The following is a 13,074-nucleotide window of genomic DNA, read 5'->3' as shown; positions in this document are numbered from 1 at the left end:
GACCCGGAGCCGCCGACGTCCGACGACGACGGCACCGAGACGACCGACGAGCCGTCCACGGGCCCCTCCGAGTCACAGTCCCCGGAGCCAGCCGGGACAGAGGCGGCGGCAGCGACGGACCGGCCCGCGTCCGACGAGCCGGCCTCACCGATGTCCGAGGGGCCCGTCGTCGCCGACGCCCCGCAGAAGAACGGAGAAGCGCCGTCTCCGGACCCGCTCGCGGAGGACGGTGCGACCGGCGACGACGTGTTCTCCGCCGAGGCACAGTGGCGAAACGCCCGGTCGATACCCTCCTTGGACCCCCGCGACGCAGCGGGCGAGTCGGTGGATGACCGCCCCGGAACGCCTCGAAGCCATCAGGGCAACACGACGCAGGCGACGCATCACCGCCCGTCCCGGGGCGGGGCGGGCGGCGAGGGGCGACCGTCGCCGAGAGACCAGTCGAACCAGCAACAGTCCCAGCCGACCGGGCAGACGCCCGACGAGCCCGACGTCGACCCGGCGGAAGCCGAGTCGCTGAAAGAACGAGTTGAGTCGCTGGCATCCGAGCGCGACCGGCTCGAGTCCGAGCGCGACGCCCTCCGCGAGGAGCGGGACGAACACCGCTCGCGCGCCGAGGAGCTCGAAGACCGCGTCGCCGAACTCGAATCCGAGGTCGACCGGCTCCGCGACCGGTTCGACGAGGCGGGCGTCCGGTCGACCGACCGGTCCATGTCGGCCGACGAGGCGCTCCGCGGGACGAACCTCTTCGTCCGCTACGCCCAGAAAGGGCAGGCGACGCTGGAGAAGGCCCACGACGGGCAGGCCTCCCGTGAGGAGGTCATCGAGAACCTCCGGCTGGAACACCACACCACGTTCGACACGGAGGGGCTGGGCATCGACGGCCAGCCATACGAGGCGTTCCTTCACGAGACGCCCGAGTACGGCTTCGCCAAGTGGGTCGTCACCGACCTGCTCTACGAAATCGGCGAGACGGGCAACCGGTCGAGCCTCGCCGGCGTCTTCGACTCTATTCCGAAGGCCGACCGCATCGAACTGTACGGGAGCGTCTCGGTGCCCATCGGCGACGATGAAAGCGAGTCGCGGCAGTTCGACGTCATCGTCCGCGACCAGATGGGCGAGCCGCTGTTCGTGGCGAACCTGAACGACTCGCGGGACCCGGCGACCCAGCCGATGGTCACCCAACTCATCAAGGACTCGAAGGCCGTCGCCGACGCGAAAGAGACGCTCGGCTCGGCGTTCGTGGTTACGAGGAGTTTCTTCGAGCCGGAGGCGCTCGAAGCCGCCACGGCCGAGACCGGCGGCGGCCTCCTGAGCCGGTCGAAGCGCAAGAGCTTCGTGAAACTCTCGCGGAAGCAGGGCTACCACCTCTGTCTGGTGGAGGCCCGCGGTGGCGAGTTCCACCTGAACGTCCCCGACCTCTGAGTCGGCGACGCCTCGCGTCGGGCGGCGCCGTCGCTGCGCTGTCGCTTGTTACTTTGCGTTCCGCCCCGACGGTCGCGCGGAGCGCCGCGGCTGTCGGGGTTACTGAACGATAGTGAAACGACCGCGGCGCTCGGAGCGCGTCCGCGGCGAGTGTCCGTGGTGTCGCGTCGGCACCATCCGGTACCAACCGCATCGAAGCACGGCTAACGCGGTCGGTCCGATGTCGTGCCCGGAAAGACTCGTCGGACGAAACAGGATAGAACGACCGCGTGCGCCTGAAGTGTGGTTAGTTCTCGATTTCGGCCGCTTCCTCGATCTTCATCGATTCGAGCTTGCCGACGATTTCGTCGAGCTTGTCGTCGAGTTCGTCGACGAACTCCTGGGTGCGCTCGGTGGTGATTGCGCCCTGGCTGGAGGGTTCGATGAGGTTCTCTTCTTCGAGAACGCGGAGGGAGTAGCGGACCTTGTGGTGCGGGTAGCCTGTCTCGTTGGACATCTTCACGATGCCGATTGGCTCACTTTCGATGACCATCTTCAGGACCTGGAGATGGCGCTCCAACATATCGACTTCCTTCTCAAGTCGGTCTATCATGCCATTTGTTAACTCTTCTTGGGAGGCTTTAAGCCTTGCCCTCCGGGTCGGCGAATAATGAGATAACGCGACCTTAACGAGGGCACTAATTAACCGTTGTGTTATCCGTCGCCACGCTAATGCGTGTTCATGGCGTATTCTTCGGCAACGATTCGGTAATTAGGCACAAACATGTATTGCTCGTCGGCCGCGACCGTAATCTGTTTAGTGCGGCGCGGGGAACGGCCGACGTATGACTGTTACCATCGTCGGTTCGCAACTCGGCGACGAGGGCAAAGGCGCGCTCGTCGACCTGTGGGGCGGCGACGCTGACATCGTCGTCCGCTATCAGGGCGGCGACAACGCCGGCCACACCGTCGTCGAAGACGGCGAGGAGTACAAGCTTTCGCTCGTCCCGAGCGGGGCCGTCCGCGACAAGGTCGGCATCCTCGGAAACGGCTGCGTCATCAACCCCCGGACGCTGTTCTCCGAGATCGACGACCTCCGCGAGCGCGGCCTCGAACCCGACGTGCGCCTCGCCAAGCGCGCGCACGTCATCATGCCGTACCACCGCCGCCTCGACAACATCGAAGAGGAGGCGAAGGCCGACTCGGACCTCACCGTCGGCACGACCGGTCGCGGCATCGGCCCCACCTACGAGGACAAGGCGGGTCGCCGCGGCATCCGCGTCGGCGACCTGCTCGACCCCGACGTGCTCCGCCAGCGGCTGGAGTACGTGGTTCCCAAGAAGAAGGCGCTCATCGAGGACGTGTACGGCCTCGAAGCCGGCGAGGAGTGCGACGTCGAAGCGCTCGTCGAGGAGTACACCGAAATCGGTCGCCGCCTCCGCGAGGACGACATGGCCGTCAACTGCGGCGACTTCCTCGCCGAGCGCCGCGAGGCCGGCGACAACGTGATGTTCGAGGGCGCACAGGGCACCCTCATCGACATCGACCACGGGAGCTACCCGTACGTGACCTCCTCGAACCCGACCGCGGGCGGCGCGGCCACCGGCACCGGCGTCGGCCCGACCGTCGTCGGACAGGGTGAGGTCGTCGGCATCGTCAAGTCGTATCTCTCCCGCGTCGGCGAGGGGCCGATGCCGACCGAACTGAAAGACGACGAGCGCGAGGAGGAACTCGCGGACTTCATCCGCGAGAAGGGCGGCGAGTTCGGCACCGTCACCGGTCGCCCGCGCCGCATCGGCTGGCTCGACATGCCGATGCTCCGCCACGCCGCCCGCGTCAGCGGCTTCACCGGCATCGCCGTCAACCACCTCGACGTGCTCGCCGGCCTCGACGAGGTCAAGGTCGGCCACGCCTACGAACTTGAGGGCGAAGAACGCCTGACGATGCCCGCGACGACCGAGCGCTGGGGCGAGTGCGAACCCGTCCTCAAGGAGTTCGACACGTGGCCGGAAGTGGACTGGGCGGCCGTCGCCGAGGAGGGCTACGACGCCATCCCGGACGCCGCGCAGGACTACCTCGAATACCTCTCGGACGAACTCGACGTGCCGATTTACGCCGTCGGCGTCGGTCCGGGCCGCGAGCAGACCGTCCACATCGAAAACCCGTTCGACAACTGAGCGCCGAGCGGTCGGCCGACCGATGACGGCCCGCCGCCGTCCGCCGACCACCGCCGCGACGGAGCCGAACCCGTACGCTTTTACTTCGCGCAATCCACCGTCACGACAATGAAAGAATCCCTGATGGACATCCTCTGTGACCCCCTCGACAAGAGCGAACTCGAGCTGGAAGTCGACGAGCGCGACGGCGACGAAATCCTCGAGGGGCGGCTCATCGGTACGGTCACCGGCGAGGTGTACCCCATCGAGGACGGCATCCCGAACCTCCTGCCGCCGGACATGCGCGACGACTGAGGCGCGGCACCGCACCGCATCGGACCTGAACGTTTTTCTATTCTCGTATCGACGGTGAAGCCGTGTCGAACGCGCCGCTCACCGTCACGCTGAACGACGAGCGCCCCCACGACCTCTCGGTAGCGCCGTCGTTCTCAACGAACGGCCCGTTCTCGGTCGAACTCGTGAACAACGGACAGGCGGTGCACGTCCACCTCCACATCGACGACGAACTCTCGCGTGCGGCGAGCCTGTCCGAAGGAAACCACTTCGTCGACGGCGGCCAGACCAAGACCGTCGAGGTGTTCGTCACCCCGCCGCCCGAACCCACCTCGGGGAAGCTCAAAATAGTCTCCGGCCACGGCACGGAGAGAGGTACGTCGACGTGACCGTCGAACCCGGCGAGGGCGGCAAACCGCCGGTCGACGTGGACGAGACGCTCTCGAAGCCCAAGCAACCCGACCCCGAGCCGAGCGTGACCGAGAGCATCGCGGACGTGTTCCCAAGCGTCGACCCGCGGGCCGCCCCGCTTTTCGGCCTCGCGCTCGTCGCCGCTGCGCTCCTCGCGGTGGCGGTCGCCTCGGTGTTCGAGAGCTTCGCCATCACCCTCGGTGCCGGCGTCGTCGTCGGCGGCGTCCTCGCGGCGCTGGTGCTGACGATGCGGTGATGGCGTCCGAAAACGGAACGCAGAGCGCTCGCGGCGCGACCTACTCGTCGTCGGGCGCGTCGGTCGGAACGCCACCGAGGTTGCCCTCGTCGTCGAATAACTTCGCGCGCAGGAACCGCGCCCGGTAGCGGTTCGCGCCCTCGTACACGTCGGCCTCGCGGATGTCGTCGGTGCGGTCGTCCGCGACGGCCTCGATGACGTCTTCGACCTGTTCCTTCTCGGAGGGCGTGAGTTCGAACTCGTACGTTTGGGTCTCTTCACCCTCCAGTCGCGTCCACTTGCGGGACGCCGCGATGACGACGGAACACGGCTCGCGGCACGGGAACGCGCCGTCGCCGCCGTCCACGTCGAGGTCGGTCTCGTCGTCGTACTGCCACTCGCGGCGCTTGACGCACTGGCTGTCGTCGCAACAGGCCTCGGCGACCCAGTTGACGTGCTCGTGGCCGTCACCGCGGTTCCACGTCTTCACGACGCTGTACATCCCGGTCTGGCGGCCGATGGCGTCCTTCCAGTGGGCCACGTCGAGTTCACCCCGGCGCTCGCGGTACCAGTTCGGCACCGACGCGGGGTAGAACGTCTCGACGGTCTCGACGAGGTCGCGAGCGTCGAGGTCGGGGAACACCCAGCCGCCGGCGAGGTTGTTACCGGTCTTCAGCGGGCGGTACCGCCCTTTCTCATCGTAGGTCGCTAACTGGCGGGCCGCGAGCGGTTCGCGGTAGGGGTCGAGGTCGTCGGCGTCGACGTCGGCCTCGTCGGCGTGGCGGAGTTCGTAGGAGCGCTCGCCGTGGTCGTCGACGGTAACCGTGACGAGCAGTTGGCCCCATTCGCGGCTGACCCCGTCTCGGAGGTCGTCGTAGCGCTCGGGGACCGAGGCGGCGTCGCCGTCGTGGTTGCCGTCGTCTCCGAATCCATCGTTGTCGCCGTCGTCTCCGTCCCCACCGTCGTCGCCTCCCGAATCGACTGGTGCTCCCTCGACCCAGCGGAGGAACGCCCGCCGCTGGGGGCTGGACTCGCCGACGACTTCGGACCAGAAGTACCAGTTCGTCGCGTAGTCGTCGTAGTCTGTGAGGGCCTCGCGGAGGCCGCCTTCCGTGAGTCCTTTCAGCGTCGATTCGGGCGTTTCGAGGCGGAAGCCGTCGTCGCCGTGGACGACGGAGAGTCCGTCGAGAGAGATTCCGTCGCCGGTTGCTGCGGCGTCGACGAGGGCGTCGAGGTGGTGCCCCATCAGTTCGCCTCCTGCGGCGTCTTCCGAGTGCGTTCACGCACGACTTCGAGGCTGTTACCGATGTCGGCGCCCGCGTCGGCGGCGCGTTCGAGCACCACGTCGGCCATGAGTCCCTCGGTTCCGACCGCGCCGGCGTACCAGATGCGGTGGCCCTCGACCTCGGCGGGCACGTCGTAGCCCGTGCGGTAGTCGTCGGTCAGACCCATGTCCTCCGGGATGTCCTCTTGGGTGTGGAAGCCGTCGGCGATAAACAGCGGGACGACGACCACGTCCTCGGAGTCGAAGTAGTCCGTCACGTCGTCCACTTCGGGTTCCTCGTCCATGTAGAGCGCCTGTACCTCGTCGAAGCGGTCCATCTCCCGGATGCGGTCGGCGTGGTACTCGATGGCCTTCGCGGAGTTCTCGTTGCGCTCGGTCCCGTGGCCGACGACGGCGAGGCCGAAGCCCTCGCCGACGTTCGGGTCGCCGGTAACCGTCTCAGCGCGGCGGACCAACACGTCGGTCATCGCCGCGTGGGTTCCGACCGGCCCGCAGTAGTGAATCGTCTTCTCGGGCACGTCCGTCGCGGTGAGCGTGACGTGCGACGCCGACAGGCCGTCGGAGTCCCAGTCGGCCACGTCCCACCCTTCGAGGCGGAGTTCGCGCGGGATGACCTGCTCCGTGAAGTAGCCCTCGCTGATGAAAAGCGGGACGACGTACACCTCGTCGGCCTCGACGGTCCGGAGCACCTCGCGAATCGACGGCTCTTCCTTCCAGAAGCCGGTTCGCACCTCGTCGAACGCGCCCACCTCGCGGACCGTGTCCGCGTGGTCGTAGGTGGGGGCGCTCGAATCCGGGTTCAGGTGCGACCCGTGCGCCACGATGACCAGGGCTTGCATGTCCGGGGGTTACGAGGCGACTGTCTTATGAACTTCGCATCGAAGAAAGGAATCTTCGGATTCGGACAACTCGCGTTCGCCACTCGTTCAAGGAATACGACGCGGCACGCGGAGAGTCGCGACCCGGGGACGACCGCGACAGCGCCCGGCGAGCGGCGCTTTTTTGCGCGCGCCCGACGACCCGGCAGACATGTCCCTCGCCGCCGACGCGCGCGACGCAGTCCGCGACGACCGTACCTCCTCGCCGCGCTCCGCGCGGGCGTCGTCAACTACGCCGCCGCCGCGGCCGAACTCGACCTCGGCGACGACGAGGCGGTCGCGGCCGCGCTCCGCCGGTTCGCCGACGACCTCCCGCCGCTCGAAGCCGACCCCCGAGACGCCAGCGTGACGATGCGAAGCGGCGTCGGCCTCGTCGGCGAGGATGTCGAGGAGACCGACGAGGACCCCGTGCTCTCGGTCGCCGGCGTCGACCTCGCGAGCGGCGGTCCCCTCACGGCTATCATCGCTGAGGGCGAGGTGGACCCGACCGTTCTCACCGCCGTCCTCTCCCGACTCGACGCCGAGTCGGTCGTCGTCGACGCCGCGGGCGTCGCGGGCGACACGCTCGCCGTGGTCGTGCCGCGTCGACAGGGGGCCGCCGCCCTCCGCGTCGTCGAAGCGGCCGTCAGCGATTTATACGCCTGATTTTCGGATATCACGGTTGATAGCCGGCGGCCGGCGCTTATTACGTCGGAGCCGGTGAGTACGTCAATGGTTTCGCCCAGCCCCCGCGACGACGACGGCAACATCTCGCTTTCATCCACGGAACTCCTCGCCGAACTCGACCTCGACGCCGACGAGTTGGGCTGGCGGCAGTCGTTCGTCGGCTTCGACGACGAGGACGCCGCGCGTCTCGCGGACCTCCGGGGCGTCGTCGAGGCCCGTGACGAGGCACTCGTCGACGGCTTCGTCGAGCCGATTCTCGCCAACGAGCGGACGACGGACGTCATCGACCGCTCGAAGACCGACCTCGACGGCCTCCGCGCGGTCGTCTCCGGCTACTACCGCTCGTTCACCGACGGGAACTACGACCAGAACCACTACGCGGCGCGCACGCGAATCGGCCTACTCCACGACAAACTCGACATGCCGCTGCACTACTTCGGCGGGATGTTCGCCAACGTCACCGGCATCTTCGCGGACGAACTCCGCGGACGCGCCATCGACGACGCCACCGAGCCGCTGTCGGGCGAAGACGCCGACCGCGTCGAACGCGTCGTCGACGAGGCGTTCGCTGACATGATGGCCGTCGTCCGCGGGCTCAACCTCGACCGACAGGTCGTCAACGCGACCTACCTCTACTCGTACTCGCTGGACGTTCGCGAGGAGGTCCGCCGGGCCAGAGAGAGCCGCGGGGATCTGGAGTCGGTCGCATCCCAGCTCCACGAGGAGACCGCCGGGACGAGCGAGAGCATCGCGGAAATCGAGGGGCTGGCGGCCCGACAGGCCGACATGACCGAGGAAATCGCCGCCGAGCTGTCGAACCTCAGCGCGACCGTCGAGGAGGTCGCGGCCACCGCCGACGACGTGTCCTCGCGGAGCGACGAGGCCACCACGCGGGCCGAGGAGGGACGCGCCGAGGCCGGCGAGGCAATCGACGCGATGCGGCAGGTCGGCGACGACCGCGACGAGATAACCGTGAACGTCGAGGCGCTCGTGGCCGCCATCGACGAGATTCAGAACATCGTCGAGGTCATCGCGGAGGTCGCAGACCGGACGAACCTGCTCGCGCTCAACGCCTCCATCGAGGCCGCCCGCGCCGGCGAGGCGGGGTCCGGCTTCGCCGTCGTCGCGGACGAGGTGAAGTCGCTCGCGAACGAGTCGAAGTCGCAGGCCGAGCGCATCGGCCAGATGATAGAGGACGTGACAGACCACATCGAGGACACCGCCGAGGCGCTGTCGTCGGCCGACGAGAACATCGACCACGGCATCGAGCGGGTCGAATCGACCGTCGAGAGCCTCGACGAGATCACCGACTCGGTCGCCGACGTGACCGACGGCATCGACGAGGTGGCGCGGGCGACCGACGAGCAGGCGACGCTCACCTCCGACATCGCCACCTTCGTCGACGACGCGGCGACGCAGGTCGACGAGGTGACCGCCGAGATAGACCGTATCTCCGAGAGCGTCTCCGAGCAGGCCGAACAGGCCGCCGACCTCGACACGGCCGTCGAGGAGTTGGACCGCGAGGCCGACCTCGAATCGTTCCGCCGGCGCGCGGAAACGACGACCGACGGCGGCGTCGCCACCAGAGGCGGGCACTACGCGCTCGCGTCGGCGGCGAACGCCGACCGCGCGGTCAGCAGGGAGGCGGAACCTGCGAGTCTGACGGGCGACCGAGTCGGCGGCGCGGGGTCCACCCCGGCCGACGGCGACGCGACTGACGACGACCCGACCGACCGGATTCCGGCGTTCGTCAAGCGACTGCTCTCGGAGGAGACGCTGGCGAAAATTCGCCGCGGCGAGGCCGACCGCCCGGAGTGGACGAAGTAGCCGCCGCGAGGAGGTGACGACGGCGCGGCGGTCGCCCCGTAAGGACGGAGACACACCGACCGCGCACCGACCGTGCACCGACCGCGCTTCCGACGGGTTGAAAGTGGTCCCGGAAGTAGCCGAGTGTGATGACCCTGTCCGTGACCAACACCCTGACGGGAGAGCGCGAGGAGTTCGAGTCGCACGGCGACGAAGTGTTGCTCTACGTCTGTGGACTGACGGTCTCGGACCACGCCCACCTCGGCCACGCCCGCCTGTGGATGCACGCCGACCTGATGCACCGCTGGCTGGACTACGAGGGCTACGACGTGCGCCACGTCGAGAACTTCACCGACGTGAACGAGAAGATAGCCGCCCGCATCGGCGAGGACGACCTCGGCGACGACGAGGCGAGCGTCGCCGAGCACTTCGTCGGCGACGTGATTCACGACATGCGCGGGCTCAACCTGAAGCGCGCCGAGGTCTACCCGCGCGTCTCCGAGCACGTCCCCGAGATTATCGACCTCATTCAGACGCTCGTCGACCGCGGCCACGCCTACGAATCCAACGGCTCCGTCTACTTCGACGTGTCCACGTTCGACGACTACGGGAAGCTCTCGAACCAGAAACTCGAGGAACTGGAGTCGCGGGCGACGAAAGACGAGCGCTCCGAGAAGCGCAACCCGACCGACTTCGCGCTCTGGAAGGCCGGCGCGGTCGACCCTAAGACGGCCGCCGAACACCGGAACCCCGACCTCGAACCGCTCCACGAACCGTGCGGCGAGACGTGGGAGTCGCCGTGGGGCGAGGGCCGACCCGGCTGGCACATCGAGTGCTCGGCGATGTCGATGACGCACCTCGGCGACACCCTCGACATCCACGTCGGCGGCCGCGACCTCGTGTTCCCGCACCACGAGAACGAAATCGCCCAGTCGGAGGCGGCGACCGGCCAGCAGTTCGCCCGCTACTGGCTCCACGTCGGCCTGCTCCAGACGGAGGGCGACAAGATGAGTTCGAGTCTCGGCAACTTCTTCACCGTCGGCGACGCCCTCGACGAGTTCGGCGCGGACGTGATTCGGACGTTCTACCTCTCGACGGCCTACGGCTCCGAACAGACGTACTCCGAGGAGACCATCGCCGAGGCCGAAGAGCGCTGGGAGCGCCTCGAACGCGCCTACGAGGCCGCCGTCGACGCGGTCGACAGCCCCGACGCCCGGACGAAAGTCGAGGCGACGGAACTCCGCGACACCGTGACCGCGACCCGCGAGAACTTCCGCGAGGCGATGAACGACGACTTCAACGTCCGCGAGGCGATGGCCGAGCTGCTCGGCCTCGCCGGCGCGGTCAACCGCCACGTCGCTGACGCCGACCACTACGACTACCGCGCGCTCCGCCGGGCCGTCGAGGCGTTCGAGGACCTCGGCGGCGAGGTGTTCGGCCTCTCGTTCGGCGACGCTGGCGAGGGCGGCGACGTGTCGGTCGCGGAAGACCTCGTGCAGCTCGTCTTGGACGTGCGCGAGGCCGAGCGCGAGGCGGGCAACTACGAGCGCGCCGACGACCTTCGCGACGACCTGACGGCGCTCGGCGTCGAGGTCGAAGACGGCCCCGACGGCGCGACGTTCCGCTTCGAGTAGTCAGTCGAACCGAAACAGCACGACTGCGACGTCGGCTCGCGCCCCCTCGTCGGCCGCGGTTCGACCGCCGCCGTTCTCGGATATCCCGAGTTCACGAGCCAACAGGCCGTGGGCCGCGGCGTAGCGGTCGAGCAGGTCCGCGGCGAACTCGCCCGTGACGACCTCGCCGGTCGCCTCGCGCCGCTGGCCGCGGTACCACAGGCGGCACGCCATCGGCCGGCGGAAGTTCTTCCACCAGTTGCTCTCCGCCTCGGGCGTGACGGCGACGATGCCGCCGCCCGCGACGGCGTAGGCGACGGGGAACCTGTACCGTCGCCCGCTCTTGGGGCCGACGTAGGAGACGAGCACGAACCAGCGACTGGCGAGTCGGTGGAGCGGCGAGCGGAGCACGCGACGCAGAAACGGGTTGGCGAACCGCTGTTCGAGCATTCGCTGTGCGTCCGAAACGCGGTCGGTGGCGGCGGTCGGGGACATCTGTTCGCGTATTCGTACGGCCCCGCCGGAGAAAAACCGGTCACACGGCAAACGGGTGTAAGGCAGGTGCGAAGCGGGTCACATCGTAAACAGGTGCGAGTCGTCCGGGATGTCGAACAACCCCATCCTGACGCCCGCGTCGAGCCAGCCGTAGCCGTACGAGAACGACGCCAGCGCGTTTACCCAGTCGTCGTCGGCCTTGAAGTGTCGGCCGTCGTCGAGGTAGGACTCGGCCATCTCTAAACAGTCGGCGGCTGCCTCGCCGAGGTGCGTCTCGTCGGGGACGGCCTGCACCGCCTCGTCGAGCGCGTCGGCGAGCATCCCCTCGTAACGGTTCGTCTTCTCCTGTAGGTCGGCGGCCATGCGGAGTGATGCGTCGGCGACGGATACCGGTCTTTCGCTCCGCGCGCCGCGAACGCTGTGGCATGCGATATCGTGCCGGTGTTGTAGCACTCCTCGCAATACAGCGAAACCTTAAGACACCGGTGTAGCGAACTATCGGACATGACAGAGGACGCCGATTCGTTCGTGGAACACAGGAAACTCATCATCGCCGGCTCGGGCATCTCCGGGCTTTCGTCCGCCATCTACGCGGCCCGCTCCAACAACGAGCCGCTGGTGCTTGAGGGCGACGAGCCGGGCGGACAGCTCACGCTCACGACCGAGGTGGACAACTACCCCGGCTTCCCCGAGGGCATCTCCGGCCCGGAGCTCATCAACAACATGAAAGAGCAGGCCGAGCGCTTCGGCACCGAGATTCGCCACGGCATCATCGAGGACGTTGACGCCTCGGAGCGCCCGTTCACGGTCACGCTCAAGAACGGCGACGTGTACACCGCGGACGCCATCATCGCGGCGTCTGGCGCGTCGGCCCGCACCCTCGGCATCCCCGGCGAGGAGAACCTGATGGGCTACGGCCTCTCGACGTGTGCGACCTGCGACGGCGCGTTCTTCCGCGGCGAGAAAATCATGGTCATCGGCGGGGGCGACGCCGCCGTCGAGGAGGCCAACTTCCTCACGAAGTTCGCCTCGACGGTCTACCTCGTCCACCGCCGCGAGGAGTTCCGCGCCGAGGACTACTGGGTCGACCGCCTGATGGAAAAGGTCGACGAGGGCGAAATCGAGCTCATGCTCAACACCGAGGCGACGGAGCTTCACGGCTCGCCCGAGGAGGGCGTCGACCACGTGACGCTCGTCCGCAACCCCGAGGGTCACCCGAGCGACAAGCTCGACGACCCCGAGACCGAGGAGTTCGACTTCGACGTGGGCGCGGTGTTCTACGCCATCGGCCACACGCCGAACGCCGACTACCTCGACGGCACGGGCGTCCAGCGCGACGACGACGGCTACATCGTCGCCAAGGGCGGCTCCGGCGGCGGCCAGACCGCGACCGACGTGCCCGGCATCTTCGCCGCGGGCGACGTGGTGGACTACCACTACCAGCAGGCCGCGACCGCCGGCGGCATGGGCGTGAAGGCCGCCCTCGACGCCGACGACTACCTCGAAGAACTCGAACGCGAGGAGAAGCAGGCGGCCGCGGGCGCGGCCGAATAGGCGGCATCGAGCGCTCGCGCTCGGCGTTCTGTTTTCTGACTCTGCCTTCCGCTCGGTGCTCCCTACGTCAGCGACCGCAACAGCCACGCGAGGATGAAGCTAATCGCCACGAAGACGAGGTAGACGCCCGGCGCGAACCGCACGTCCACGACGCCGGCCGCGCCCGCGACCGCCACCGCGAAGAGGACGAGCCCGATGCCGACGAGCCCGTTCCCGAGGATGTTCGGAACCCCTCGTTTGGTTTCCATACCCCGCGGTTGGACTCGCCGAAAAATAA

At 67.9% G+C, this 13,074-nt stretch carries 11 protein-coding genes and 3 pseudogenes; 8 read left to right on the top strand and 6 right to left on the bottom strand.

Translation table 11 applies throughout. The annotated features are described in order from the left end of the window. Positions 1 to 1,425: pseudogene (locus NKF06_RS07025) on the top strand (hypothetical protein); the annotation flags it as partial. 286 nt (positions 1,426 to 1,711) lie between these two features. Here NKF06_RS07025 and NKF06_RS07020 read toward each other — a convergent pair. Further along, a complete protein-coding gene (locus NKF06_RS07020; protein WP_004043804.1) occupies positions 1,712 to 2,017 on the bottom strand; it encodes a hypothetical protein in 306 nt (101 codons plus the stop codon). 232 nt (positions 2,018 to 2,249) lie between these two features. Here NKF06_RS07020 and NKF06_RS07015 point away from each other — a divergent pair, with 232 nt between their 5' ends. From NKF06_RS07015 to NKF06_RS07005, 3 genes and pseudogenes are all read left to right on the top strand, one after another. Beyond that, entirely contained in the window at positions 2,250 to 3,581 is a 1,332-nt protein-coding gene (locus tag NKF06_RS07015) for an adenylosuccinate synthase (protein WP_058828870.1), read from the top strand. A gap of 108 nt (positions 3,582 to 3,689) precedes the next feature. Next, a complete protein-coding gene (locus NKF06_RS07010) occupies positions 3,690 to 3,875 on the top strand; it encodes a methytransferase partner Trm112 (RefSeq protein ID WP_049905248.1) in 186 nt (61 codons plus the stop codon). Between the two features lie 62 nt (positions 3,876 to 3,937). Beyond that, positions 3,938 to 4,521 (top strand): annotated as a pseudogene (locus NKF06_RS07005) (hypothetical protein). A gap of 40 nt (positions 4,522 to 4,561) precedes the next feature. Here the strand turns inward: NKF06_RS07005 and NKF06_RS07000 are convergent. Both NKF06_RS07000 and NKF06_RS06995 read right to left on the bottom strand, forming a co-directional pair. Then, positions 4,562 to 5,746: a DR2241 family protein gene (locus tag NKF06_RS07000; protein ID WP_253244938.1), complete on the bottom strand. Its 1,185-nt coding sequence runs from the start codon at positions 5,744 to 5,746 to the stop codon at positions 4,562 to 4,564. Continuing rightward, positions 5,746 to 6,624, bottom strand: coding sequence for a CbiX/SirB N-terminal domain-containing protein (locus tag NKF06_RS06995; RefSeq protein ID WP_253244937.1), 879 nt, complete (start codon positions 6,622 to 6,624; stop codon positions 5,746 to 5,748). The genes NKF06_RS07000 and NKF06_RS06995 overlap by 1 nt, the downstream gene beginning before the upstream one ends. 190 nt (positions 6,625 to 6,814) lie before the next feature. On the opposite strand from NKF06_RS06995, the pseudogene NKF06_RS06990 reads away from it, so the two are divergent. From NKF06_RS06990 to cysS, 3 genes and pseudogenes are all read left to right on the top strand, one after another. Continuing rightward, positions 6,815 to 7,308 (top strand): annotated as a pseudogene (locus NKF06_RS06990) (hypothetical protein). Positions 7,309 to 7,374: 66 nt separating this feature from the next. Continuing rightward, a complete protein-coding gene (locus NKF06_RS06985; RefSeq protein ID WP_253244936.1) occupies positions 7,375 to 9,156 on the top strand; it encodes a globin-coupled sensor protein in 1,782 nt (593 codons plus the stop codon). 128 nt (positions 9,157 to 9,284) lie between these two features. Further along, positions 9,285 to 10,769 (top strand): cysteine--tRNA ligase, encoded by a 1,485-nt coding sequence (gene cysS, locus NKF06_RS06980; RefSeq protein WP_058828875.1) that lies wholly within the window; start codon positions 9,285 to 9,287, stop codon positions 10,767 to 10,769. Here the strand turns inward: cysS and NKF06_RS06975 are convergent, their stop codons facing one another. Both NKF06_RS06975 and NKF06_RS06970 read right to left on the bottom strand, forming a co-directional pair. Further along, a complete protein-coding gene (locus tag NKF06_RS06975; RefSeq protein WP_058828876.1) occupies positions 10,770 to 11,243 on the bottom strand; it encodes a hypothetical protein in 474 nt (157 codons plus the stop codon). 78 nt (positions 11,244 to 11,321) lie between these two features. Continuing rightward, complete coding sequence (locus NKF06_RS06970) at positions 11,322 to 11,606, bottom strand: DUF357 domain-containing protein (protein ID WP_058828877.1); 285 nt, start codon at positions 11,604 to 11,606, stop codon at positions 11,322 to 11,324. A gap of 141 nt (positions 11,607 to 11,747) precedes the next feature. Here NKF06_RS06970 and NKF06_RS06965 point away from each other — a divergent pair, with 141 nt between their 5' ends. Further along, complete coding sequence (locus NKF06_RS06965) at positions 11,748 to 12,797, top strand: FAD-dependent oxidoreductase (protein ID WP_058567201.1); 1,050 nt, start codon at positions 11,748 to 11,750, stop codon at positions 12,795 to 12,797. A gap of 62 nt (positions 12,798 to 12,859) precedes the next feature. On the opposite strand, the gene NKF06_RS06960 is transcribed toward NKF06_RS06965, so the two are convergent. Further along, positions 12,860 to 13,045, bottom strand: a complete 186-nt coding sequence (locus tag NKF06_RS06960; RefSeq protein ID WP_058828878.1) for a hypothetical protein — start codon at positions 13,043 to 13,045, stop codon at positions 12,860 to 12,862. Positions 13,046 to 13,074 lie beyond the last annotated feature (29 nt).

Origin of the sequence: Haloferax sp. AB510, from assembly GCF_024136985.1 — an archaeon.
Lineage (GTDB): Archaea > Halobacteriota > Halobacteria > Halobacteriales > Haloferacaceae > Haloferax.
The sequence above is the reverse complement of the archived record's forward strand: the minus strand, read 5'-3'. Positions and strand labels throughout refer to the sequence as shown.